Origin of the sequence: Sphingobacterium sp. LRF_L2, assembly GCF_965644235.1 — a bacterium.
Classification (GTDB): Bacteria; Bacteroidota; Bacteroidia; order Sphingobacteriales; family Sphingobacteriaceae; genus Sphingobacterium.
Window position 1 is genome coordinate 521,953 of record NZ_CBFFRI010000003.1, and the last position, 25,219, is coordinate 547,171.

The following is a 25,219-nucleotide window of genomic DNA, read 5'->3' on the forward strand; positions in this document are numbered from 1 at the left end:
CCATTAAACATTCAAAAAAAACTAAGATGTTTTTAGTTTCTTTTGAATATCTTGCACATAAGTTTTAAATTTTTTGTCTGTCTCAATCAAATCTTCTACAGTCTGACAAGCATAAATCACGGTGGAATGATCTCGTCCGCCAAAAAAACTGCCGATAGATTTGAGAGAAGATTTGGTATGATTCTTCGCCAAATACATCGATATTTGACGAGCCTGAACAATCTCACGTTTACGTACCTTCGATTTCACCATTTCTACAGGAACCTCAAAATATTCACAAACCAGCTTTTGGATATATTCCATAGAAATCTCTTTGTGTGTATTTTTCACAAAGTTCTTTAACATGGATTTAGCCAAGTTGAGGTCAATTTCTTTACGGTTCAATGTAGACTGTGCTAAAAGCGAAACCATCGCTCCTTCTAACTCACGCACACTGTTGTCAATTTGTGTAGCTACATACTCTACTACACTTTCAGGCAATTCGATACCATCGGAATACATTTTTTTCTTCAAGATAGCCATTCTCGTTTCCAGATCTGGAACTTGGATATCGGCGGACAACCCCCACTTGAAACGACTCAATAAACGTTCCTCTAGTCCAGATAAGTCTTTAGGAGCTTTATCTGAAGTTAAGATGATCTGTTTTCCTGATTGATGTAAATGATTAAAGATATGGAAGAAAATGTCTTGGGTCTTTTCTTTACCCGCGAAATTGTGTACATCATCCATAATAATCACATCCATTGCTTGATAGAAGTTTACAAAATCATTGATTGTATTATTTTTCAATGAATCGACAAACTGCTGACAAAATTTCTCACAGGATACGTAGATCACAAGCTTATCAGGTAAATTCTTCTTAATTTCATTACCGATAGCTTGAGCTAAATGCGTCTTACCTAAACCTACGTCACCATAAATCATTAATGGATTAAAAGAAGTTCCTCCTGGCTTATTAGCCACAGCGAAACCGGCTGAACGCGCTAAACGATTACATTCTCCTTCAATAAAATTATCAAAAGTATAATGATGATTTAGCTGCGGATCAACCTGCAACTTCTTTAGTCCCGGAATAACAAAAGGATTTTTGATATTCTTGTTTAATGCTACGGGTACAGGAATAGATTGTTTTTTTCCCTCCGCACCATTCCCATTTGATGGAATGTTTGTGGTATACGGAGTGTTTGCAGAAGATTTGTCTACGATAATGTTGTACTCTAAACGACCTTGTTCGCCCAAGAACTTTTTGATCGTTTTTCTAAGAATACCAACATAGTGTTCTTCCAACCACTCGTAGAAAAATACCGAAGGCACTTGAATAGTCAAAACGTTTCCGTTCAGACCTACCGCTTTCACAGGTTCAAACCAGGTCTTAAAACTTTGTGCAGGGATATTGTCTTTTATGATTTGAAGACAACTATTCCAGACACTCATACACGTTTTTTCCATTCGTAAATTGTTAATAACTTGAAAACCAATATTTGACAAAAAAATTGTTTAAAACTTTCGCTTATGACGAAGATGAACAAAAATTTTGAGCTAAAAAACTAAAATGTTAAAAAAAAGTAAACAAATTGTAAATCAGTAACTTAAGTATATTTTCAAAGCATTTTTGTGCTAAATAAACCGCACAATTTTTATTTTTCCACAGCTATATATTTTAGGGATTTATACGCGCTACTTTCTGTTAAAATACGTAAAACACAAAATATATGTGGAAAACTATTGATCATTTCCCATGATTAAATGTAGCACTTTTTAAGTATAAAAAAAAGGGAGATTTTGATAAATCTCCCTTTTTATAATATTTGATCTGTCATCATTTAAGAAACCATCGTATCTGTTTTAATAGAAGTGGCCAATGTCTTACAAGTAGAGACAATAGATGATGCATCATATCCACAAATCTTCCATAATTCAGATTGCTCACCGTGATCCACAACTTCATCAGGTATTCCCAAACGTATTACCTGTGCTTTATATCCATGATCAACCATAAATTCCAAAACGGCAGATCCAACACCTCCCATAATACTTCCATCTTCCACCGTGATTACCTTGCTAAAGGTAGCAAAAACCTCATGTAACAAACTTTTGTCTAAAGGTTTCGCAAACCTTAGGTCATAATGAGCGGGATATATTCCCTCTTGATTTAAAAGTTGAACTGCTTTTACAACTTCATTACCTATAGCACCAAAACTTAAAATAGCCAATTCCTCTCCATCATGCAATTTTCTTCCCTTTCCAATTTCTATTGATGAAAACGGCCGCTGCCAATCAACCATAACTCCATTGCCTCGGGGATAACGTATAACAAAAGGTCCTTGATCTGGAAGCTGGGCTGTATACATAAGATTTCGCAGCTCTTCTTCATTCATTGGCGCTGATACAATCATATTTGGTATACATCGCATAAAAGCAATATCATACGCACCATGATGTGTAGGTCCATCTGCACCTACAATTCCAGCTCTATCTAAACAAAAAACAACATTTAAATTTTGTAAAGCAACGTCATGCACAACCTGATCATAGCCTCTTTGCATAAAAGAGGAATATATATTACAAAAAGGAACCATCCCTTGTGTTGAAAGGCCAGCACTAAAAGTGACAGCGTGTTGTTCAGCAATACCAACATCGAATGCTCTATTCGGCATCGCTTTCATCATAATATTCATAGAAGATCCAGAAGGCATGGCCGGTGTCACTCCCATTATTTTATCATTAGATTCCGCTAATTCAACTAGAGTATGTCCAAAAACATCTTGATACTTTGGTGGTTGAGGTTTATCGGCTGTGCTTTTTTTAATTTCTCCAGTTATTTTATCAAATAAGCCTGGTGCATGCCATTTTGTTTGATCTTTTTCTGCTAAAGCATAACCTTTTCCTTTTACCGTTACAACATGTAAAAGTTTTGGTCCTGGTATACGTTTAAGGTCTTCAATTGTCTTTGCCAATTTAACCACATCGTGTCCGTCAACTGGTCCAAAATATCTAAAATTCAATGACTCAAATAAATTGGCATTTTTTAAAAGTGTACCTTTAATACTTTGCTCAAGTTTCTTCGCCCAGCCATAAGCATCTGGCCCATTTTTAGAAATTTTTGCTAAAACAGCTATCAGGTCATCACGAAATTTATTGTAGCTTTTAGAAGTGGTAATACTTGTTAGATACTCTTTCATAGCTCCGACATTAGGATCTATTGACATACAGTTATCATTGAGTATGACTAACAGATTGGATTTTTCGATTCCTGCATGATTAAGTGCTTCAAAAGCCATTCCTCCTGTCAATGCTCCATCGCCAATGATAGCCACATGCTGTCGATCTGTTTCCCCCTTGTATTCCGAAGCCACAGCCATACCTAAAGCTGCCGAAATCGAAGTAGAAGAATGTCCAACACCGAAGGTGTCATATTCGCTTTCTCCTCTCTTCGGGAATCCAGATATTCCGCCAAATACCCTATTAGTATGAAATACTTCACGACGTCCGGTAAGTATTTTATGGCCATATGCTTGGTGTCCTACATCAAATATAATTTGGTCATAAGGTGTGTTAAGAGCGTAGTGTAAAGCTACAGTCAACTCCACCACCCCCAAACTAGCCGCAAAATGCCCACCATTTACAGATACAATATCTATAATAAACTGTCTTAATTCCTGACAAACAGCTTCCAAATCTGTTGCTTTGAATGTTCTAAGATCAGAAGGAAAGTTTATTTGTTGTAATAGTGGGCCTGCCTCTACTTGCATATCTTCTCTTGTCTATAAATAAGTTACAAATTAACAACTTATTCGTTAAACTACAGAACAATAAATCCAAATAAAAGTTTATCATATCCAGACTGTTAAAAAATTGCAAAATATAATTCCCATGCAAATGCCTATTTTTGGCTAACTATGCAGACAGAAGCTTACGAGATAAAATTAGCACAATTTGAAGGCCCTTTTGATCTTCTCTTATTTTTTATAGAGAGAGATGAATTAAATATTCATGATATTCCTATCTCTAAAATAACAGATGATTTTTTGGATTATATCCAAAAAATGCAATCATTAAATATTGAGCTAGCAAGTGAATTTATTTTTGTTGCCTCCACCCTTATGCGTATAAAGGCAAAAATGTTACTCCCTCGTCCCGAACTTGATGAAGCAGAAAATGAAATAGATCTTAAAAAGGAACTGACTCAAAAACTTATTCTCTATAAACAATTTAAGGAAATTTGCGAAGACCTTCGCATTTTCGAAGAAAACAGATCTAAAATTCACGATCGCGGAAATATTATTTTCGATAATAAACTCGCTCGTAAAAAAGACAATACAGACGAACAGTTGGATTCGTTCGATTTATATAGGCTCATGCTTGTTTACGAAAAATTGATGTTCAATTTTAGACATCGCATTGTAGAGGTAACCCACACCGTAATCCAATATCCTTACACCATCGAACAGCAAAAAAAAGCTATTACAGAACTTATAGAAATCAATCGAAAACTTGATTTTCAGCAAATGAGAAAACATTCAGAGAATAAAGTACAATTTGTATATAATTTCTTAGCTATGCTTGAAATGCTACAACAACGTCTCTTGGAAATAGAGGTTGGTCTAGGTTACAACAATTTTTGGATAGAAAAAAAAGAGGACATATAATTAATTACTGAGAATTTTCACGCAACGATTCTAATTGCTTTTTGAGAAAATGAAATTGATCATTCGAATTAATAGTACCCAATTTGCGTAGTGCATAAATTCCTGCTTTCAGCGCTGTAACTTTTTTATCTGAAAATGAATCGATGAGCCTATTTAATTTTTCCTCAGTAAATAAGTCGTCTACAATGCCATATGCCAGTGCCTCATCAAAGCCAAAATACGAGGTTTCTAAACATAATTGTAGTACTTTCTTCTCTGGCATTACCTTTAATAAACTAGCCATAACTTGAAATGGAAAAATTCCAAGTTCCAATTCAGGTAAACGGAAACGAACATTTGCTGCACTCAATACATAAGTACATCCTAAAATCAGTAAAAAACCTCCGGCAATTACATCTCCTTCTACAATAGCTATCGATGGTTTACAAAAACTGTACATGACCGCCCCTAAAGACACATCCGTATTTATCAATTCTGGATTTAACTTATCTGATGAAGGATCTTCAAATGTTTTAAGATCCATTCCTGCGCAAAATATTTTCCCTTCTGCTCGTAACACCACTAATTTTACATCACTCTCCTCTTCTGCTATGCCCAATGCATGCGATATTTCACTAATCATTGTTGGCGTAAATGCATTTCTTTTATCTGGGCGAGCCAATGTTAGTGTAAAAATAGAACCATTCTTTTGTGTTCGGATATAATTATACTGCATTTTGAAGTAATAGTTGAAAATTTTCTATTAAAGATTCGACAGCTTGTCCAGAATTTGATGTGAACATGTTAAGTAATAATTCGCTTGGTATATTTCCAACAAGCTCATCCTGTGCAAATGGACAACCACCATATCCCATTACAGCTCCCTCAAAAATACGACATCCTGCTTCATACGCTGCTTGAATCTTGTCCGTAGCTGAAGCTACGTTACTATGCAAATGTATACTAAGTTCTACCTTTGGAAAAGAGCCATGTAACACGCTAAATAAATTTTTTATTGCCGCTGGAGAAGCTAAAGAAGTTGTATCTGCAATCGAGAATTTAGCTATTCCTAAAGCTACTAATTTATCCATCCAAGCAACGACTTCTTCAGGATGCCAGGGGTCTCCATAAGGGTTTCCAAAAGCCATAGATAAATATATCATTAACTCGGGACTCTCCGTATTTTGAAGTATATCCTTACAAGCTGCAATAGTTTTATACGCATCCAGGATAGAACGATTTGTATTTCTTTTTTGAAACGTATCCGATACAGAGAATGGATAGCCTAAATAATCTAACTTATCATAATATTTTCCAATTTGTGCTCCTTTTTCATTTGCAATGATAGCGATCAACTTAGTTTTGTTATTTTTTTGTAGTCCATCTAATACCATTGCTGTATCAGCAAGTTGTGGTATTGCATGAGGCGATACAAAACTTCCGAAATCAATGTAATCAAAAAGCTCACTTTCGAGTAGGCTATTCATATACATTATTTTTTTTTCAGTGGGAATAATAGATTTAATCCCTTGAATCGCATCTCGAGGACAGTCTACTAATTTTACAGGAGAGTCGTTATACATCTTTTCTTATTTCTCTGGATATCACCATTTTTTGTATAGAACTAGTTCCTTCCCCTATTGTACAAAGCTTGGCATCACGAAAAAATTTCTCTGCTGGATAATCCTTAGTAAATCCATATCCTCCATGAATTTGCACAGCTTCATTTGAAACTTCAACGGCAATTTCAGAAGCATACAATTTAGCCATCGCACTTTCTTTTGTTACAGTTTTACCTCCATCCTTTAATTGTCCCGCTTGTCTAACTAATAATTCCGACGCTTCAATTTTTGTAGATAAATCGGCTAAACAAAAACCTACGGCTTGAAAATCGTAAATCTTTTGATTAAATTGTTCTCGTTCATTTGCATAACGCAATGCTGAAAGATAAGCTCCCCGTGCTATCCCTAAAGAAAGAGCAGCAATAGAAATCCTTCCACCATCAAGCAGTTTTAGAGCTTGTACAAAACCTTCTCCCTCTTTACCTATAATCTGATCCTGATGTATTTTACAATTATCAAAAAATAAACTTGCTGTCTCCGAAGCTCTCATCCCCAGTTTATCCAATTTTTTTCCCGCTGAAAAACCAGGTGTATCTTTATCTATGATAAATGCTGTAACGCCTTTCTTATCTCCCATGTTTCCTGTTCGAACCATCACTACAGCTACATCACCACTTATTGCATGCGTAATAAATGTTTTCGATCCATTGATGATATAGTATTCACCTTCTTTAACACCGGTAGTAGACAATCCCGCAGCATCTGATCCAGAAGAAGTTTCCGTTAGTCCCCAAGCTCCAATCCATTCTCCTGTAGCCAACTTTGGTAAATATTTCTGTTTCTGAATCTCACTTGCAAAAGAAAGAATATGATTTGTACATAGTGAATTATGCGCTGCTAAAGATAATCCTATAGCACCACAAACCTGTGATATTTCATCTAAGATAGTGATGTATTCTTGATAACCTAATCCTCCACCATTATATTTCTCTGGAACTAGAATTCCCATAAATCCGTATTCTCCAAGCTTTTTAAAAAGATCAATAGGAAAATATTGCTTCTCGTCCCAATCTTTAACAAAAGGCTTAATAAATTCTTTAGTAAATTGTTTAGCACTTTCCCGTACCAAAGCTAATTGTTCATTTTCATAGATACGTAACATAATATTTTGTAAGTTTATACTGGTGTTTTACGAAAAATATAAAATATATTTCACATATTAAAATTTTTGTAATCCGAATACCGTTAACCACTTATAAATTAAAAATATCAAAACAGACAGCTATGCAAGAATTGTTAGATTTGCTGAAAACCAAAACCGACGAACTACATCTGGGAGGAGGCCCCGATAAAATACGAAAACATAAAGAAAAAGGTAAGTTGACCGCTTGGGAACGTATATCTATACTATTAGATACCGATCGTGAATACATTGAAGTAGGTAAGTTTGCTGGTGATGGTTTATATGAAGAACATGGTGGTTGTCCCAATGCAGGCGTAGTAGTTGTTATAGGATATATCTCTGGTAGATTATGCGTTGTTGTTTCCAATGATGCTACTGTAAAAGCCGGATCTTGGTTTCCTATAACGGCAAAAAAAAATCTAAGAGCACAAGAAATAGCCCTAGAAAACCACTTACCCATCATCTATTTAGTGGATTCTGCTGGTGTTTACCTGCCTATGCAGGATGAAATTTTTCCAGACAAAGAACATTTCGGTCGAATTTTTCGAAACAATGCTAAATTGTCGTCTATGGGCATACCTCAAATTTCTGCAATTATGGGGTCTTGCGTTGCCGGAGGTGCATATTTGCCGATTATGTCTGACTATGCACTAATAGTCGAAGGTACTGGTTCCGTTTTCTTAGCAGGCTCCTATCTTGTAAAATCATCTATAGGGGAAGTCATCGACAATGAAAGTTTAGGTGGAGCCACAACACACTGTGAGATATCTGGTGTTACGGATAATAAATATCCAAATGATGAAAGTTGTTTACAGGCTATACGAAACATCATCGAAAAATTTGGACATAGGCCAATAGCAAATTTTTCCAGAATAAAAGCTAAAGAACCCCTATATGATAGCAATTTTATCTATAATTATCTACCAAAAGATCGACTAAAGTCTTATGATATGCATGAAATATTAAAGGCTATTATAGATGAAGATTCTTTAGAGGAGTACAAAAAAGATTACGGAAAAACCATTATTTGTACCCTAGCACGTATTGATGGATGGGCTGTCGGTATTGTCGCCAACCAACGCGAAATAGTAAAAGCAAAAAAAGTTGGGAATACAAGTGAGATGCAAATGGGAGGTGTTATCTACTCGGATTCAGCAGATAAAGCAGCTCGATTTATTATGAATTGTAACCAACAGAAAATACCTTTGGTATTTTTCCAGGATGTAACAGGATTTATGGTTGGTTCACGATCAGAGCAAGGTGGAATTATCAAAGATGGAGCAAAAATGGTTAACGCAATGGCTAATTCTGTCGTTCCTAAATTTACGTTCATTATAGGAAATAGCTATGGTGCAGGTAATTACGCTATGTGTGGAAAAGCGTATGATCCTCGTCTTATTTATGCTTGGCCAACGGCTAAAATAGCAGTAATGAGTGGAGCATCTGCAGGAAAAACTTTATTACAAATTCAAGAATCTAACTTAAAAAGCCAAGAATATTCTCTGAGTGAAGAGGACAGAATAAAACGACTATCGGAGATAGAACAACTATATAATCAACAACTTAGCCCATATTATGCTGCAGCGAGATTATGGGTAGATGGTGTTATAGATCCACGTGAAACAAGAAAAATAATATCGATGGGGATCGAATCTGCAAACCATAATACTGATATACAGCGTTATAACGTTGGTGTAATCCAAGTTTAGATCAGCAAAAAAAAGCGTAGATAGAAGTAAAAGCTATTTATAATATTTTTCCATCGAATAGATCATTATAAATACGTAAAAAAGGTTGTAAACTTTCTGGATTTCGCATAATATCTTTTGAAACAACTTCGTGAATTGTTAATCCTTTAAAGATTTTCTTTACAGGGATCTCTAACTTTTTACCACTTAGGGTATAGGGAATATCAGGTACTTCAAAAAAGAGATCTGGGATATGACGAGCAGAATACTGCTCCCGAATATATGTCTTCAATTGGGGGACGATAAAAGACAGGGAAGCATTTGTTTCTAACTGCAAAAATAGAATTATCTGTGATTCCGCATACACTCCCTCTGTGGCTATCACTAAACTGTCTATTATCCCTATACAAGTTTGTACTGCATCATATATCTCTGCGGTACCAATACGTATGCCTGCCCTATTTAATGTTGCATCGGATCTCCCCTGCATAACTATACTCCCTTCATCATCAATACTAATCCAATCACCATGCGTCCAATAGCCTGGATATTGTATAAAATAGCTTTCTTTATATCTATTTAAGCCTTCATCATTCCAAAAAAATACAGGCATTGATGGTAGAGGTTTTTTAATAACGAGTTCGCCTACTTCATTATAAACTGGATTCCCATTCGCATCTAATGCCAAAATAGCTGAGCCTAATGTCCTGCATTGTATAGCACCGGCATATACAGGTAACCAAGGACATCCAGATAGAAACGCACTGCATACGTCTGTTCCCCCACTTAGCGAAATAATATGTGTTTCAGGAAATTTCTGTTGCAAATTTTCAAATGTAGCTATTGGTAGAGGGGAGCCAGTTGAACCTATAACTTTCGGAAAATAATTAGAGATATCAAGTTGATGTATAGTGGAAAAATAGGCTGCACCTGCGCCTAAATGATCTACCTTAATGTCTCTCACAAAATTCCAAAAATTACGGTGACCATTATAACTTATAGCCCCATTGAATATACATAAACTAGCATCACATAGAAGACTAGACAAAGCGTAGTTCCACATCATCCAACCTGTGGTTGTGTACCATAAAAATTTATCTCCTGCTTGTACATTCTGATGTAGAGATAATGCTTTAAAATGTTCTAGTAAATTCCCTCCTGTTGCGTGAACAATGGCTTTTGGAGATCCTGTTGTACCAGATGAATATAAAATCCAAATAGGATGATCGAAAGGAACTCGCTCAAAATTTAAAGTCTTTGCGCTGAACGAGGATAAAATATTTTCCCATTCGCATTCATTCACTTTTACCACCCGAGTTAGGCTGTTTATTTGCTTTTCAATAGCACACAGCGTTTCACTCTTTGTATAGTGTTTTCCATTATATCGGTAATTAATTTCTATAAAGAGTAGCTTAGGTTCAATCAATAAAAAACGTTCAATTATACTCTTATCACCAAAATCAGGTGAACAACAAGACCATATTGCTCCAATAGAATTCACCGCAAGAAAGATAGCAATAGCTTCTACATTATTTGTAAGAATACCTACAACCGTATCTCCTTTCTTTATCCCTTCATTACGTAGAAATTGCTGAATAGCGGAAACTTTATTTTTAAGATCTCCCCAGGTTACTTCCCTGTAACCATCTTCTTCGTCATGGTAATATATGGCTACTTTATCCTTGTCTTTATTAAGAAAAATGTGTTCTGCGTAACTTAAGGATATTCCATTAAACCACTTTGTTCCAATAAAACCGGTATCATCTCCTCCTGCAATAAGTACTTCCGAATAGCTACCTGAATATTTTATTTTGAAAAAATCTAAGATGGTCTTCCAAAAAGATTCTATGTTTTCAATAGACCAGGAATACAAATCAGTGTATGTTGAGAAATTATATCCATAATTTTCATATAGATAGTGTTGATAATGTGACAGCGAAGATCTCAACTTATAAGGCTCACTGGGGGTCCATAGAGGCTTTTTCATGTTGTTTAAAAATGGCTACTCCGCTAAAATACTAAAAACTGTGAAAAGCTGAAATCTTTTAATAGCATAATCTACAGAAAGTAAAAAGGTAATTTATTTCTTAAAAAAACAAATTACCTTTTTGTATCATGGGAATTAGATATTATACTATCCTTCCGATGAAGAAACGTTATCAGAACCAAAAGCGTTCCAACCCTGTGCTTTTATGCTGTGTACATGTCCGGATTTGGAAATCATTTCACAACCTTCGTTTTCCTCCGTTATATAGCCAATTATTGAAATATCCAATTGATTTTTAACTCTATCGTATTGCTCTTGAGGAACTGTAAATAATAACTCATAGTCTTCTCCACCATTCAAAGCACATACAGTAGGATCTAATCCAAATTCGCGTGCTGTTTCATAAGTCATCGGATCAATAGGAATCTTTTCTTCATATAACTTACAACCAACACGAGAAGCTTTACAAATATGAATAATTTCGGAAGCTAGACCATCAGAAATATCAATCATTGAATGGGGTTGAATACCATAAGTTTCAAACAACTCCACGACATCCTTACGAGATTCTGGTTTTAGTTGTCTTTCAACAATGTAATCCTTTCCCTCTAAATCAGGCTGAATATTAGGGTTTTCTAAGAATATTTGTTTTTCTCTTTCCAAAAGTTGAAGTCCTACATAGGCTCCTCCCAAATCTCCACTTACACAAAGAAGATCACCTTCTTTCGCTCCCGAACGATAAACAACTTTATCGGCATCGGCAAAACCTATACTTGTTACAGAAATAACTAGCCCTTGTTTCGACGCAGAAGTATCTCCCCCAACAAGATCTACATTATATTTTTTACAAGCAATAAGCGCTCCTTCATATATCTCTTCTACTGCCTCTAATGGAAATTTCGATGACAATCCGATAGAAAAAGTAATCTGCGAAGCTTTTCCGTTCATTGCATAGATATCACTCAAATTTACCTGTACTGCCTTATAACCTAAGTGTTTCAATGGTACATAGCGCAGATCAAAATGTATTCCTTCTAAAAGTAAATCGGTGGATATCAAAGTCTTTTTATTTGAAAAGTCTAAAACAGCAGCATCATCGCCAATTCCTTTAATAGTAGAAGGCATGCTAATTTCAACGGCTTTCGTTAGGTAATCAATGAGACCAAATTCGCCTAATTCATTGATATTCGTTCTATTTTTATTGTCAAACATTTCTTGAGTAAAGTAGTTTAAAATTAAATTTTACGAACTTATTTATTAAAGACCAAAACGTTCTGATATTTCTAGCATTCGTTCTATTGGCTTTTTAGCTCGATCGATTACATCAGCTGGTAAGTCAACTTCAGGAAGTTCATAATATAAACAGTTATAAAGTTTCTCCAATGTATTTAATTTCATATGTGGACAATCATTACATGCACATACATTATTTGGAGGAGCTGGAATGAATATTTTAGTCGGACTGGATTTCTGCATCTGATGTAATATTCCTGATTCTGTTGCTACTATAAATTCCTGAGCGCTATCCTCTATCGTATACTTTAACATACCTGATGTAGACCCAATGTAATCTGCCTGTGCTAATATATGATCTTCACATTCTGGATGGGCAATGAATTTAGCTTTCGGAAACTGCTTCCTTAGATCTGTAATCTTATCCTGAGAAAATATTTCATGCACCATACAAGCGCCATTCCAAAGTACAAGATCACGCCCGGTTTTCTTTTTAACATAATCCCCTAAATTTTTATCAGGTCCGAATATGATCTTTTGTTCTTTTGGCAAACTTTCTACAATCTCTACAGCATTGCTTGAGGTACAAACGATATCCGACAATGCTTTTAATTCTGCTGTACAGTTAACGTAGGTAATTACTAAATGATCGGGATATTGCTCTTTGAATTTAGCAAACAGATGTGGCGGACAACTATCCGAAAGTGAACATCCAGCTTTGAGATCTGGTAATAAAACTTTTTTTGAAGGCGATAATATCTTGGCTGTTTCAGCCATAAAATGAACCCCTGCAAAAACAATCATATCCGCATCCGTTTTTGCAGCTTGTTGTGATAATCCCAAACTATCCCCTATATAGTCTGCAATATCCTGAATTTCAGCATCTTGATAATAATGAGCAAGAATGACTGCATTCTTTTCTTTCTTAAGTCGCTGAATTTCAGCGATAATATCGATAGTTGGATCTATGGGCTCATCAATATAGCCTTTTGCATCCAAATCTCTTTCAAAGGTTGTGTTCATTTATCTTTCTTCTCTACAAATTAGCGTTCACTTTATTTGACTAAGCGACAATACAAAAGTAAAGAAAGAAAATGAAACGAAATCCACATTCCCTTTTTCCAATAAATGATAATATTTTTTTAAAGAAAGAATCTTATTGTTTATTAGTCTGTGGAAAATGGGGAAAAGTGCAATATTTTATTTTTTGAATAATGAGTTTTATAAGCTTATCCACATTTTATTAACAGTTATAAACACCTTATAGCTTGATTTTCAATAAGGTGATTTTTCTAAGTTTTATCTTTCCATATTTTTGTGTTGATTTTTTAGTGTTTACATTTTGTTAATATCTGCTTCATTTTTAGTTAATTTTTGGGGAAGATTTGTGGGAATATAGTAGACTGTGTGGAAAGTTTAAAAGTTTTCAATTTTAGTTAACGGTTTTTATACAGGTTTTCCACATATTTTGTTAATTTGTTTCTTCTAATTTAGAGAAAGCGCACACTTTATAACAGGTTATGGCACATAAAAAGGTGGATTTTTTAATTATCGGGTCTGGTATAGCGGGTTTGAGCTTCGCATTAAAGGCTGCGGAGTTAGGTAAGGTGTTGATTATCACTAAGTCTAATGAAGACGAGTCGAATACAAAGTATGCACAGGGAGGAGTAGCTGCAGTTGTGGATAAATCAGATAGCTTTGATAAGCATATCGTTGATACTGAGATTGCTGGCGATGGATTATGTAATCCACAAATTGTGGAAAACGTTGTAAAAGAAGCTCCGGCACGCATTAAGGAACTAATAGACTATGGGACTAATTTTGATAAGGTAGATGAAGAACATTACGATTTAGCTCGGGAAGGTGGACATTCTAAACATAGAATACTCCACTATAAGGATATCACGGGATATGAAATAGAACGCGCACTTTTAGAGCAGGTACATGCACATCCTAACATCGAGATGTTAACGCATTATTTTGCTGTGGATATCATCACACAGCATCATAAAGGAATACATGTCGATAAATCTACGAAAGATGTCACCTGTTATGGTATTTACGCCTTGGATACACGGACTGGTCGTATTGAGACGTTTTTGAGTAAGATTGTCCTTATGGCTTCGGGGGGTGCGGGACATGTGTATGCAAGTACGACAAATCCTACAATAGCTACAGGAGATGGAATAGCAATGGTTTATCGTGCAAAAGGGAAAGTCCGAAATATGGAGTTCATACAGTTTCACCCTACCTCATTATATAATCCAAAAGAATCACCAGCTTTTTTGATATCGGAAGCTGTACGTGGTTTTGGAGGTATTTTAAGACGCGTAGATGGTATATCTTTTATGGAAGAATACGATGTTAGGGGATCGTTGGCTTCGCGCGATATAGTAGCCAGGGCTATTGATAATGAAATGAAGAAATCAGGCTTAGATTTTGTTTATTTAGATATTACACATCGAAAGAAGGCTGACATTCTTGCTCATTTTCCTAATATTTATGAGAAATGTCTATCCATTGGTTTGGATATGACAAAAGATTACATACCAGTCACGCCTGCAGCTCATTACATATGTGGTGGAATTTTGGTGGATGAGGTTGGCAATACTTCTATTCGGAATTTATATGCTTGCGGCGAATGTTCGTCTACAGGATTGCATGGTGCTAATCGATTGGCTTCCAATTCATTACTAGAGGCGGTCGTTTATGCACATCGTATATTTGAAGATGCAAAAGTACGCATTCAAGACATAGCGTATGATACAGATATTCCAGATTGGGATGAATCAAAAGTGATGCTTCTTAACGAAGAAATTTTGGTTACCCATAATTTGCGAGAAACACAGAAGTTGATGAGCGATTATGTTGGGATTGTAAGATCGGACTTTCGTTTAGATAGAGCAATCCGGAGGTTGGGTTTTTTGCATGAAGAGACGGAGGATTTTTATAAAAATACCAAGTTGTCTGTAAAACTATGTGAACTTCGAAACGTAATACAAGTAGCCTATCTCATTGTAAAATCAGCAATGTTGCGTAAGGAAAGTAGAGGTTTGCATTATACAACAGATTATTCGGTTAAGTCAAATTCTTTAAAAGATACAATTTTGTAATATGGCAATTATTCTTCCTGTTAAAGGTATTACACCGAAATTCGGAAAATCTGTATTTATAGCCGAAAATGCAACTGTAGTTGGCGATGTTGTGATCGGCGATCATTGTTCAATTTGGTTTTCAGCTGTGGTGCGAGGAGATGTAAATTATATAAGAGTCGGGAATTTTACCAATATTCAAGATGGAGCAGTCATACATTGTACCTATTTGAAGAATGGAACGGATATTGGTAATAATGTCAGTATCGGTCATAAAGCCATAATACACGGTTGTGTTATAAATGATTATGTATTAGTTGGAATGGGAGCTATTATTATGGATAAAGCGATAGTGGAGTCCAACGTAATTGTAGCAGCGGGAGCTATAGTATTAGAAAATAGTATACTGGAGTCCGGTTTTTTATATGCTGGAATTCCGGCTAAGAAGATTAAAGCATTATCCGAAAATCAGTTGGATATGTTGCAGAAATTGCCTCAGAATTATCTTTTGTATAGTTCTTGGTTTGAGTAGAAAGGAGGGGATGTACCCCTCCTTTCTTATCTAATTTGAAATATCTATTGTTTCGTTTTGGTCCCAGTTAGCCCTAATGGTAAACGTTTTTCCAAAGTACCAGATGTTTTCAGCTTGTCTACGTTCATATACATCAGCAGGATCCCATTTTCCGTTTTTGTTGTCGTCATAGATTATTCTTAAAGAATATTTTCCGCCAGGAAAATTTTCGTAAGAGATTATATTATTTGATGAATCAATAGAGCGTTTATCAAATACTTTCTCTTTCTTATCATCTATAAGTTCCACAACATACTGTTTAGCACTATCGAGACCAAGTACAGTAAATTTTATATTTCCGTAATTATCCGATTCATCTAATGTAAATTGAGATTTTAATTCTTTATTGAAATCATCAAAAGGGCTTGTAATCGCTTTTTCTTGTATAACGAGCTCGTAATTACGCTTTGCTCGCCAATTGTATCTGATATGATATAGTTCTTTATTGACTGAATCTTGTTGGAGTTGAAAATTCCTTCTTGATATAGAATCTTCGTATATTAATATTTTGGATTTATCGACATTAGCTATTGGAGTGCTACTTGTTAACCTTATGTGTTGTCTTTTATCTACTTTGTTATTTATGTTTAACGTCGGTTTCAGTTCTCTATCGTATTTTGCATTTTTGTTTACGCGAATGAGTACAGTATCCAGATTTTCATCTGATTTTCTTAAAGTTAGTTTAATAGAATCAAGCTCTATATTTTCAATAAAGACTTTTGCTGAGTCACTATTTGCACTGTATTTTACAATTTTTTTCGTATCTAACTCGGATGGATAGATTATTTTGATTTCAGATTCAAGCAATGGTTTATTAAACGTTAATAGAATGTTTCCTGTAGTTTCTATTTTTTTGTCCAATATTCTAAAATCTTTCGGGTAAGCTTTTGTAAACTCGAGTTTTATATTACTTGTATCTTTTTCTAAAACTATACTATCTCGCAAAAAACCTATCCATTCATCGTTTCCATTAAATATTCTATCATTATTTTGTTCTTTCAAAGCATAGATACGATACGTATTTGTTCTTAGGTTGTTAAACTTAAACGTTCCCGAAGTATCAACATTTACGAAGATATTGGCTTTTCGTTTTCCAAAAATAGAATCTTGTGAGGTTGGTATTAGAAGAATTTTTACATTTTCATCTTTCTTCTTGTCATATTCTTTTGTGAAACCGTTGATGACTGAGCCACTAATCGAAAGTGAATCAAGCTCTGCTCCGGTTGCGAATACATAATTGTAATTGATTATTGGATTTCCTTCATTGTAATCGACAAGTCCTTTTCCAAAGTTAATTGTATACGTTGTATTTTCTTCTAATGAATCGGGAAGCTGTATGACCAGATTTTTTTTACGAACTTTAAAAATAGGCTGTTCATCCAAATTTGGACTAATACTGAATTCTTTAAATTGGTTGCTTAATTTAATATACTCATCAAAACTCAACACAATTTCTTTGTCTTTGAAATTTCTCGAATAATTTTGAGGTGCTTCATGCAATAATTTCGGAGGCAAAGAATCCTTTGGTCCTCCTGTAGGCTTTTGTACGTTAGCACAGCGGTTGAACGTCAACAACAGTAAGAATATGAACCCTAAAAGGACTATATATTGTGTTTTTTTTATTTTAAAGCCTTTTAAGACGTTTGTATTGTTTTTGAAACTTCCAGTCATATAAATAAAAATACTCGTTTAAATCGCTTTATTTAAGCTTGTTATTTAAAAATATTAATTAATTGATATACAGGTATTTAGCTCATATGAACCATTAAAACGCTGATATCTGAGGGAGAAACGCCTGATATTCTTGATGCTTGCCCTAAAGTTCTCGGTTTTACTTTAAGTAGTTTTTCTCGTGCTTCAATTGAAAGTGATGTTAGAGATTTATAATCAAATTCTGGATTAATTTCTTTATCCTCCATTTTTTTCATCTTATTGACTATTTCCATTTCTTTATCAAAATAGCTTTCATATTTTACTTTAATTTCCGCTTGTTCTATTGTTTCATTATCATAGTTATTTAATAAATTATTAAATTCTCTATCTGCTGTAGCTAGGTCTTTTATACCGATTTGTGGTCTGCTAAGTATATTAAATAGTCTTGTTTTTTGGTTTACAGATGTCGATCCTACCTCTGCTAATATAGGATTTATATTTTCCATCGAAACGCTATTTTGGCGCATATATTCGACGATTTTATCAGATTCTTTTATTTTTTTATTTACTTTTTCTAACCTTTCGTCGTTTACTAAACCTAGTTTATGTGCGATTGGAGTAAGCCTAATGTCAGCATTATCTTGACGTAAAAGTAACCGATGTTCTGCTCGAGAGGTAAACATGCGATAGGGTTCTTCCGTCCCTTTGGTAACAAGATCGTCTATTAGTACACCGATATAGGACTCCGATCTTTTTAAAATTAGTTCGTGTAAGTCATTAATACGTTGGTGAGCATTAACTCCAGCTACAAATCCTTGAGCAGCGGCTTCTTCATATCCCGTCGTACCGTTTATTTGACCAGCGAAAAATAGATGCCTTACTCTTTGCGTTTCGAGTGTTAGATCTAATTGCATTGGTGGAAAATAGTCATATTCTATAGCATAGCCTGGGCGATACATTTTAGCATTTTCAAATCCGGGAATTAATTGTAACGCTTTTAATTGTACATCTTCTGGTAAAGAAGTAGAAAATCCGTTTACGTATATTTCTACCGTTTTGAAACCCTCTGGTTCTACAAAAATTTGGTGTCTATCCCGTTCTGCGAATCTGTTTATTTTGTCCTCTATAGAAGGACAGTATCGTGGTCCCAAACCTTTTATTCTACCAGTGAACATTGGGGATCTATCGAAACCAGTTTTTAATATTTCGTGAACTTTATCATTCGTATAGGTAATCCAACAGCACCGTTGTTCTGTAGGTCTTTCTACATCCGTGTAGGAGAATCTTCCTTTGTTTTCATCGCCCCATTGTTCTTCCATCGATTTGTAGTTTAACGATCGACCATCGATACGAGGTGGAGTTCCTGTTTTCATTCTTCCTGATTCGAATCCAAGAGACACTAGTTGTTCTGTAAGGCCGGTAGCTGCCTTTTCTCCTGTTCTTCCCCCTCCTATTTTCTTTTCGCCGATATGGATAATCCCATTTAAGAATGTTCCATTGGTGAGGATAACAGCATCTGATTCAATTCTAATACCCAACGATGTGATAACCCCTTTTGCTTTATCGTTCTCTACTATTACTTCTTTTACGGTATCTTGCCATATATCGATATTTTGAATAGATTCCAATGTTAATCGCCATTCCTCAGCAAAACGCATTCTATCATTTTGCGTACGTGGACTCCACATTGCTGGTCCTTTAGATTGGTTAAGCATTCTAAATTGTATGGTAGATTTGTCGGCTATAATTCCAGTATAGCCACCCATCGCGTCAATCTCTCGAACGATCTGTCCTTTTGCAACTCCTCCGATTGCTGGATTGCAACTCATTTGTGCTATAACACCCATATTCATGGTTATTAATAGTACCGAAGATCCTAGATTTGCAGCAGCAGCAGCAGCTTCACAACCAGCATGACCTGCACCTACTACTATTACATTGTATTTTTTAAACATGATTTAAACTATATGTTTCACGTGGAACTTTTATTTTTTTTATATATGTTTCACGTGAAACGTTATGATAATTCAGCTAGTGATAACCATCGTTCTGATTTTATATCTAGCGATTTTTTTAAGTGTTCTATTTCTGTTGCTGTTTTTGTTAGTTCGTCGTAGTTTGTTGAGTTTGATAGAAATTCTTGCTTTATGGCGATGGATAGTTCTATTTCTTCTATTTCTATTTCTAGTGACTCGTATTCTTTTTGTTCTTTATAAGATAGCTTTTTCTTTTCAGTGGGTTGTTTTGTTTGTTGATCTTTTTTTTCTTCTTTGATTTTGTTTTCTTCTTTCAAATTTTTTGTTTTACTTTCTTCTTCTATTTTGTAATCTGCATAATTTCCGTTATAGATTTTGATATGCCCCTCTCCTTCGAAAATAAAAAGTTGATCGCTAAGTTTGTCTATTAGATACCTGTCGTGTGATACTAGAATTAATATTCCTGGGTAATTATCTAAGAACTCTTCGAGTACATTAAGTGTGTCTATGTCTAAATCATTTGAAGGTTCATCTAGAATGAGGAAGTTGGGGCTCTTCATTAGTATACGCATAAGGTGAAGACGTTTCTTTTCTCCGCCGCTAAGTTTACTTACTAAATTGAATTGTTTTTCTGGAGGAAATAAGAATAATGTAAGAAGTTGAGAAGCTGTTAAAGTATCTCCATTAGCCATTTGTATATAATCAGCAACATTTTTTACTACGTCTAGAACTTTGTCGCTCTCCTTGAATTCTAGTCCACCTTGCTTATAATATCCAAATACCGTTGTTTCCCCTACGTCAATCGTGCCTGAATCTGGATGAATCTGTTGGGTTATCAAATTTAAAAAAGTAGATTTTCCTGTTCCGTTTTTTCCGGCTAAGCCAATTCTATCTCCTTTTTTAAAGGTATAGGTGAAATTCTTAAACAGTGTTTGGTTATTGAAAGATTTTTCTATGTTTTCAATTTCTACAATTTTTGATCCTTGTCTTGATACTTTTACCGATAATTGAACGGTGTCATTTTTCTTAGGACCTTTCGCTTTTTCTTCTAGATCATAAAATGCTTCTATTCGTGACTTTGATTTTGTTCCACGAGCTTGTGGTTGTCTGCGCATCCATTCCAATTCCTTCTTCATTAGATTTCGCGCTTTATCGGCCATAACAATATCTATAGTTTCTCTTGAAGCCTTTTTCTCTAGAAAATAGGTGTAGTTTCCTTTGTATAGATATACTTCACCTCTATCCAATTCGCGAATTTCATTACAAACATTGTCTAAGAAATATCTGTCGTGTGTAACCAATAAAACTGTTTTGTTTCCTGTAGTTAATAGTTTCTCTAACCATTCTATGGTTTCTATGTCTAAGTGGTTCGTTGGTTCATCAAGAATATATACATCCGGTTCGTCTATCAATAATTTTGCTAGTGATAATCGTTTCTTTTGACCTCCAGATAATTCACTGATGTTCTGTTCGAAATTTATAATTTGTAACCTATTTAAGATGGTTTTTATATTATATTCGTATTCCCAAGCTTCTAATTCCGAAATCTTATCTGTTAGTATGGCTAGTTTGTTTTGATCTATTTCAGGAGATGATAGAAGAAATTCGTATTCTTTGATTAATTGTTGTTGCTCATTATCTGAACTATATATGAAATCATTAACCGTTTTTAATCCATCGAAATTTGGATCTTGATTCAGAAAACCTATTTTTAGACCTTTTTCTTTTACAATTTTTCCTGAAGTAGGAATTTCTAAACCTGCTAATATTTTTAGTAATGTAGATTTTCCTGTGCCATTAATGCCTACTAAGGCTATGCGATCCCCTTTTTGAAGACCGAAATGAAGATTTTTAAATAACCATTTGTCATTGTAAGAATGACCGAGTTGTTCCGTTGATAATATGCTCACTTCTTTAATTTGTTGAATACCAAATAGTTGTATTTTAATAAATACAACTTTTATCCACTAAATCTGCTATAATACAATTTTAGTTGGGATATATCTATCCAAGCACAAAAATAAGTAAATATTTGGGGTATTTGTCGTGTAGTGAGCCTTCTCTTCGCTTTATTTACTTTTGAAGTAGAATTTAATTCAATTTGAAAGTTGCAATTAAACTGAATCTTGGTATATCCACTAGGAATGTGCTATCGTCTAATTGCCTTGACATTTCATAATAGCCTTCCATATAGCCTATTTCGCTTTTTAAGTTGCAACCCGAAATATATTGGTGACTACTTCCTGGAGCTAAAATAGGTTGTTCTCCAACAACTCCTTCTCCATCTACTTGTTTAAAATCGCCACAAGAATCAAAGATATCCCAATGTCTATTTAGTAGTTGTATTGTGTAGGCACTTAGATTCTCAATGGTGACCTGATAGGAAAACATGTAATGTAATTTTTCTGGATTGGAATATTCCGGTTGATAAATAACATCTACGGATACCCGAACACCTTCTGTTATCTGTGTAGTCATTTGATAATAAACTTATTAGTCGGAGCCAAATTATTAAATAATATTGAAACCTCAAATTTTCTTTTAAATACTTTACTGTTCATTTTATAACAATGAACCTAATATTTAGTAGTTTTGGACATGTCATTGGGAATTTTATACCTTCTTCCTGTGCCCTTAGCTGTTAATGCCGAGCGCGCGTCTTATACTTTTTACTTCAAAGAACTTATTGAGAATATTAATGAGTATATTGTGGAGAATGAAAAAACTGCGCGGAGATTTTTGAAAGAAGCAGGCTTATTGAAGCCTCAACGTGAATTGGTTATGCACGATTATGGTAAGCATCTCAGAAATAAAATCGATTATTCCGAATTATTTCAAGCGCTTTTAAAAGGAAAAGATATGGGGCTGATGTCGGAAGCTGGTTGTCCCGGTATAGCCGATCCTGGTGCTGATGTGGTTGCTGAAGCCCACAAACGAGGTATAAAAGTGGTTCCGTTGGTTGGTCCTAGTTCAATTTTATTAGCTTTGATGGCATCTGGATTTAATGGACAAAAATTTACTTTTCATGGGTATCTGCCTATTGATAAGAGTGATAGAACTAGAAAGATTAAGGAATTGGAATTGCAGTCGCAAAAAGAACGTCAAACGCAGATTTTTATAGAAACGCCATTTCGAAATAATACATTATTTGAGGAGTTGTTAAAAAGCTGTAAAAAGGAGACAAAACTATGTATAGCTAGTAATTTGACAGCAAATGATCAATTTATTCTTACGCTTTCCATTGCGGATTGGAAGAACCGAAAAATAGATCTACACAAACAGCCAACGATATTTTTATTATATGTAAATTAATTTCTTGAGTGATGTTAGAAATGTTGCCTGAAACTATTACCGAAGATGTTTTATATTTTCTTATTATCGGAATAATTATACGATTGATAATATGGATTCTTTTTGCCTACACACTATATACTACACTAAGATTAGTAAAGAAGACTAATCAATGCATACTTCCAAATCAAGCTTGGTTTATTGCTGTTCCTTTTTTTAATATTTATTGGAATTTCGAAGTTGTTAGAAGGTTGACAGATTCTTTAAATAACGAGTTTTATGATCGGAAAATAGAAGTTGAGGAGCAACCTACCAGAAAATGGGGAATGTTATTTGCTTGGACATTTTTGTTAAGTAACATTCCTTTGCCTGTTTTTATTTTGACTACTATAGCTATTTTGCATTTGGTGTATTTTATTACGTATTGGGTAAAGGTAAATCAATATAAAACTTTGTTGAAGTTGCATGTACGCAAGTTTGGAAAGGGTTATATAGCTCAAAATGAACAGTATGAAAATTAGAGAGTTGACGCAATATTTGGAGTTTATAGCTCCTTTATCTTACCAAGAATCTTATGATAATTCGGGTTTAATCGTAGGGGATCCTGATGATGAAATCCAAAAAGCATTGATTTCATTAGATTGTACCGAAGATATTGTTGACGAAGCTATAGCCAAAGGTTGTGATATTATTGTTTCTCATCATCCTATAGTCTTCAAAGGATTGAAAAAATTTAATGGTAAAAATTATGTGGAGCGTGTCGTTATTAAAGCTATTCAAAATAAAATTGCCATATATGCTATTCATACAAATTTGGACAATGTTTTAGGCGGCGTTAGTAGTAAGATTGCTGATAAATTAGCTTTGGAATGTCAAGCTGTATTGCAACCTAAAGTGGGTTTATTGAAAAAATTGATTGTCTATGTGCCGCGAACCCATGTGGAAATTGTTCGTAATGCTTTGTTTTCTGCTGGTGCTGGAGGAATAGGTAACTATGATCAATGTAGTTATAATACATTAGGATATGGTACATTTCGTGCTTTAGAAGGTGCTGATCCCCTCATTGGAAAGATAGGTGTTCAAGAGAGAGTGGAGGAAACGAAGATTGAAATAATTTATCCTGCAATCAAGGAACGATCAGTACTCTTAGCTATGTACCAGTCTCACCCTTATGAGGAAGTTGCTTATGATATTTTTTCATTAGGAAATCAACTGCATACCGTTGGTGCTGGCGTAATAGGTAATCTATCCACTGCTTCCACCGCTACTGATTTTTTAGCCTATTTAAAAGATAAGATGAATTTAAAGCTTATCCGACACACCAGATTGTTGGATAAACCTATTAATAGAGTGGCAGTTTGTGGTGGAGCTGGAAGCTTTTTATTGAGAGAAGCTAAGCTATCCGGGGCTGATATTTTTATAACAGCTGACTATAAGTATCACGATTTTTTTGATGCAGAAGATGAAATTGTAATCGCTGATATTGGACATTTTGAAAGTGAACAATTTACACAAGAATTATTATTGGAAGTAATTCAGAAAAAATTTGTTAACTTTGCTGTTCTATTGACAGAAATAGAGACAAATCCTATAAAATACTACAGTTAATGGAACAAACCGTAGAACAAAAGTTAAAAGCATTATGGGCCTTGCAGTCCATTCACACGAAGATAGATAAAATTCGCCAGGTACGTGGTGAGTTACCTATTGAGGTAGCCGATCTTGAAGATGAGATTGCTGGTCTTGATACGCGCATTGAAAAGATTCGAGTAGATCTGGATGATCTAGAAGATTCTATTGTGAAGCGTAAAAATATGATTAAGGATGCGCAAGCAGCAATCAAAAAGTACGAAGGACAGCTTAACGAGGTGAAAAACAACCGCGAATATGATGCTATATCCAAAGAAATCGAGATTCAAGGATTGGAAATTCAGGTTTGTGAGAAACGTATTCGTGAAGCTGAATTCGAAATAAAAAATAAAACAGAAGCTTACGAAGCCACGCAGAAAAATTTAGATTATAGCAAGGGTGAGCTTGATGTGAAAAAGCAGGAATTGGAAACGATTACTTCTGAAACACAAAAAGAAGAAGATGCTTTGGTTGATAAAACTGAAGAAGCAACTAAGCATATTGAGGATCGCTTGCTTAAGGTCTATAATAAATTGCGTAGCTCTTTTCGCAATGGTTTGGCCGTAGTTTCAATTGAACGCGATAGCTGTTCAGGATGTTATAATAAGATACCTCCTCAATTACAGTCTGAAATACGCCAGAGAAAGAAAATAATCATATGCGAACACTGCGGAAGGATTATTGTAGATGAAGGAGTTGTCTTCGAAGAAGAAAACGGATAATTGT

General features: G+C 34.8%; 20 protein-coding genes. 8 read left to right on the top strand and 12 right to left on the bottom strand.

All coding sequences use genetic code 11. The annotated features are described in order from the left end of the window. Window positions 1–21: 21 nt before the first annotated feature. Complete coding sequence (gene dnaA / locus ACSZOX_RS08320) at window positions 22–1,449, bottom strand: chromosomal replication initiator protein DnaA (RefSeq protein WP_437919403.1); 1,428 nt, start codon at window positions 1,447–1,449, stop codon at window positions 22–24. 374 nt (window positions 1,450–1,823) lie between these two features. Continuing rightward, window positions 1,824–3,752, bottom strand: a complete 1,929-nt coding sequence (gene dxs / locus ACSZOX_RS08325; RefSeq protein ID WP_437919404.1) for a 1-deoxy-D-xylulose-5-phosphate synthase — start codon at window positions 3,750–3,752, stop codon at window positions 1,824–1,826. Window positions 3,753–3,899: 147 nt separating this feature from the next. On the opposite strand from dxs, the gene ACSZOX_RS08330 reads away from it, so the two are divergent. After that, window positions 3,900–4,649, top strand: coding sequence for a segregation and condensation protein A (locus tag ACSZOX_RS08330; RefSeq protein ID WP_437919405.1), 750 nt, complete (start codon window positions 3,900–3,902; stop codon window positions 4,647–4,649). Window positions 4,650–4,653: 4 nt separating this feature from the next. On the opposite strand, the gene ACSZOX_RS08335 is transcribed toward ACSZOX_RS08330, so the two are convergent. The 3 genes from ACSZOX_RS08335 to ACSZOX_RS08345 are packed head-to-tail and all read right to left on the bottom strand — an operon-like array spanning window position 4,654 to window position 7,352. Beyond that, window positions 4,654–5,364, bottom strand: a complete 711-nt coding sequence (locus ACSZOX_RS08335) for an enoyl-CoA hydratase/isomerase family protein (RefSeq protein ID WP_437919406.1) — start codon at window positions 5,362–5,364, stop codon at window positions 4,654–4,656. Beyond that, window positions 5,354–6,211 (bottom strand): hydroxymethylglutaryl-CoA lyase, encoded by an 858-nt coding sequence (locus tag ACSZOX_RS08340; protein WP_437919407.1) that lies wholly within the window; start codon window positions 6,209–6,211, stop codon window positions 5,354–5,356. Before ACSZOX_RS08340 ends, ACSZOX_RS08335 begins: the two co-directional genes overlap by 11 nt. Then, entirely contained in the window at window positions 6,204–7,352 is a 1,149-nt protein-coding gene (locus ACSZOX_RS08345) for an acyl-CoA dehydrogenase family protein (RefSeq protein WP_437919408.1), read from the bottom strand. The genes ACSZOX_RS08340 and ACSZOX_RS08345 overlap by 8 nt, the downstream gene beginning before the upstream one ends. 122 nt (window positions 7,353–7,474) lie before the next feature. Between ACSZOX_RS08345 and ACSZOX_RS08350 the strand changes: the two genes are divergently transcribed. Beyond that, window positions 7,475–9,082 (top strand): acyl-CoA carboxylase subunit beta, encoded by a 1,608-nt coding sequence (locus tag ACSZOX_RS08350; protein WP_437919409.1) that lies wholly within the window; start codon window positions 7,475–7,477, stop codon window positions 9,080–9,082. 37 nt (window positions 9,083–9,119) lie between these two features. On the opposite strand, the gene ACSZOX_RS08355 is transcribed toward ACSZOX_RS08350, so the two are convergent. From ACSZOX_RS08355 to nadA, 3 genes are all read right to left on the bottom strand, one after another. Then, on the bottom strand, window positions 9,120–11,048 hold the full coding sequence (locus tag ACSZOX_RS08355; RefSeq protein ID WP_437919410.1) for an acetoacetate--CoA ligase: 1,929 nt from the start codon (window positions 11,046–11,048) through the stop codon (window positions 9,120–9,122). Between the two features lie 147 nt (window positions 11,049–11,195). Further along, a complete protein-coding gene (thiL, locus tag ACSZOX_RS08360; RefSeq protein WP_437919411.1) occupies window positions 11,196–12,260 on the bottom strand; it encodes a thiamine-phosphate kinase in 1,065 nt (354 codons plus the stop codon). Window positions 12,261–12,305: 45 nt separating this feature from the next. After that, window positions 12,306–13,304 carry a quinolinate synthase NadA gene (nadA, locus tag ACSZOX_RS08365; protein WP_437919412.1) on the bottom strand — a complete coding sequence of 333 codons (999 nt, stop codon included), beginning with the start codon at window positions 13,302–13,304 and terminating at the stop codon, window positions 12,306–12,308. 497 nt (window positions 13,305–13,801) lie between these two features. On the opposite strand from nadA, the gene nadB reads away from it, so the two are divergent. Both nadB and ACSZOX_RS08375 read left to right on the top strand, forming a co-directional pair. Continuing rightward, window positions 13,802–15,394 (top strand): L-aspartate oxidase, encoded by a 1,593-nt coding sequence (gene nadB / locus ACSZOX_RS08370; protein WP_437919413.1) that lies wholly within the window; start codon window positions 13,802–13,804, stop codon window positions 15,392–15,394. A 1-nt stretch (window position 15,395) separates the two neighbouring features. Next, window positions 15,396–15,905: a gamma carbonic anhydrase family protein gene (locus ACSZOX_RS08375; protein ID WP_437919414.1), complete on the top strand. Its 510-nt coding sequence runs from the start codon at window positions 15,396–15,398 to the stop codon at window positions 15,903–15,905. Between the two features lie 30 nt (window positions 15,906–15,935). Here ACSZOX_RS08375 and ACSZOX_RS08380 read toward each other — a convergent pair whose 3' ends face one another. The 4 genes from ACSZOX_RS08380 to apaG all read right to left on the bottom strand — a co-directional run bounded on the left by ACSZOX_RS08380 (window position 15,936) and on the right by apaG (window position 22,051). Then, entirely contained in the window at window positions 15,936–17,615 is a 1,680-nt protein-coding gene (locus ACSZOX_RS08380) for an Ig-like domain-containing protein (protein ID WP_437919415.1), read from the bottom strand. A 77-nt stretch (window positions 17,616–17,692) separates the two neighbouring features. Next, window positions 17,693–19,552: a tRNA uridine-5-carboxymethylaminomethyl(34) synthesis enzyme MnmG gene (gene mnmG, locus ACSZOX_RS08385; protein ID WP_437919416.1), complete on the bottom strand. Its 1,860-nt coding sequence runs from the start codon at window positions 19,550–19,552 to the stop codon at window positions 17,693–17,695. Between the two features lie 62 nt (window positions 19,553–19,614). After that, entirely contained in the window at window positions 19,615–21,483 is a 1,869-nt protein-coding gene (locus ACSZOX_RS08390; RefSeq protein WP_437919417.1) for an ABC-F family ATP-binding cassette domain-containing protein, read from the bottom strand. Between the two features lie 181 nt (window positions 21,484–21,664). Further along, on the bottom strand, window positions 21,665–22,051 hold the full coding sequence (gene apaG, locus ACSZOX_RS08395; protein ID WP_437919418.1) for a Co2+/Mg2+ efflux protein ApaG: 387 nt from the start codon (window positions 22,049–22,051) through the stop codon (window positions 21,665–21,667). A gap of 120 nt (window positions 22,052–22,171) precedes the next feature. On the opposite strand from apaG, the gene ACSZOX_RS08400 reads away from it, so the two are divergent. From ACSZOX_RS08400 to ACSZOX_RS08415, 4 genes are read left to right on the top strand one after another with little or no spacing between them, the layout of a single operon-like run. Continuing rightward, window positions 22,172–22,885: an SAM-dependent methyltransferase gene (locus tag ACSZOX_RS08400; protein ID WP_437919419.1), complete on the top strand. Its 714-nt coding sequence runs from the start codon at window positions 22,172–22,174 to the stop codon at window positions 22,883–22,885. A gap of 11 nt (window positions 22,886–22,896) precedes the next feature. Further along, a complete protein-coding gene (locus tag ACSZOX_RS08405; protein WP_437919420.1) occupies window positions 22,897–23,385 on the top strand; it encodes a hypothetical protein in 489 nt (162 codons plus the stop codon). Next, window positions 23,375–24,472 (top strand): Nif3-like dinuclear metal center hexameric protein, encoded by a 1,098-nt coding sequence (locus tag ACSZOX_RS08410; RefSeq protein ID WP_437919421.1) that lies wholly within the window; start codon window positions 23,375–23,377, stop codon window positions 24,470–24,472. Before ACSZOX_RS08405 ends, ACSZOX_RS08410 begins: the two co-directional genes overlap by 11 nt. Then, window positions 24,472–25,215: a zinc ribbon domain-containing protein gene (locus ACSZOX_RS08415; protein ID WP_437919422.1), complete on the top strand. Its 744-nt coding sequence runs from the start codon at window positions 24,472–24,474 to the stop codon at window positions 25,213–25,215. The genes ACSZOX_RS08410 and ACSZOX_RS08415 overlap by 1 nt, the downstream gene beginning before the upstream one ends. Window positions 25,216–25,219 lie beyond the last annotated feature (4 nt).

Coding starts and splice junctions, on each gene's coding strand:
- dnaA (WP_437919403.1), bottom strand. CDS start 1,449: ATGGAAAAAACGTGTATGAGTGTCTGGAATAGTTGTCTTCAAATCATA.
- dxs (WP_437919404.1), bottom strand. CDS start 3,752: ATGCAAGTAGAGGCAGGCCCACTATTACAACAAATAAACTTTCCTTCT.
- ACSZOX_RS08330 (WP_437919405.1), top strand. CDS start 3,900: ATGCAGACAGAAGCTTACGAGATAAAATTAGCACAATTTGAAGGCCCT.
- ACSZOX_RS08335 (WP_437919406.1), bottom strand. CDS start 5,364: ATGCAGTATAATTATATCCGAACACAAAAGAATGGTTCTATTTTTACA.
- ACSZOX_RS08340 (WP_437919407.1), bottom strand. CDS start 6,211: ATGTATAACGACTCTCCTGTAAAATTAGTAGACTGTCCTCGAGATGCG.
- ACSZOX_RS08345 (WP_437919408.1), bottom strand. CDS start 7,352: ATGTTACGTATCTATGAAAATGAACAATTAGCTTTGGTACGGGAAAGT.
- ACSZOX_RS08350 (WP_437919409.1), top strand. CDS start 7,475: ATGCAAGAATTGTTAGATTTGCTGAAAACCAAAACCGACGAACTACAT.
- ACSZOX_RS08355 (WP_437919410.1), bottom strand. CDS start 11,048: ATGAAAAAGCCTCTATGGACCCCCAGTGAGCCTTATAAGTTGAGATCT.
- thiL (WP_437919411.1), bottom strand. CDS start 12,260: ATGTTTGACAATAAAAATAGAACGAATATCAATGAATTAGGCGAATTT.
- nadA (WP_437919412.1), bottom strand. CDS start 13,304: ATGAACACAACCTTTGAAAGAGATTTGGATGCAAAAGGCTATATTGAT.
- nadB (WP_437919413.1), top strand. CDS start 13,802: ATGGCACATAAAAAGGTGGATTTTTTAATTATCGGGTCTGGTATAGCG.
- ACSZOX_RS08375 (WP_437919414.1), top strand. CDS start 15,396: ATGGCAATTATTCTTCCTGTTAAAGGTATTACACCGAAATTCGGAAAA.
- ACSZOX_RS08380 (WP_437919415.1), bottom strand. CDS start 17,615: ATGACTGGAAGTTTCAAAAACAATACAAACGTCTTAAAAGGCTTTAAA.
- mnmG (WP_437919416.1), bottom strand. CDS start 19,552: ATGTTTAAAAAATACAATGTAATAGTAGTAGGTGCAGGTCATGCTGGT.
- apaG (WP_437919418.1), bottom strand. CDS start 22,051: ATGACTACACAGATAACAGAAGGTGTTCGGGTATCCGTAGATGTTATT.
- ACSZOX_RS08400 (WP_437919419.1), top strand. CDS start 22,172: ATGTCATTGGGAATTTTATACCTTCTTCCTGTGCCCTTAGCTGTTAAT.
- ACSZOX_RS08405 (WP_437919420.1), top strand. CDS start 22,897: ATGTTAGAAATGTTGCCTGAAACTATTACCGAAGATGTTTTATATTTT.
- ACSZOX_RS08410 (WP_437919421.1), top strand. CDS start 23,375: ATGAAAATTAGAGAGTTGACGCAATATTTGGAGTTTATAGCTCCTTTA.
- ACSZOX_RS08415 (WP_437919422.1), top strand. CDS start 24,472: ATGGAACAAACCGTAGAACAAAAGTTAAAAGCATTATGGGCCTTGCAG.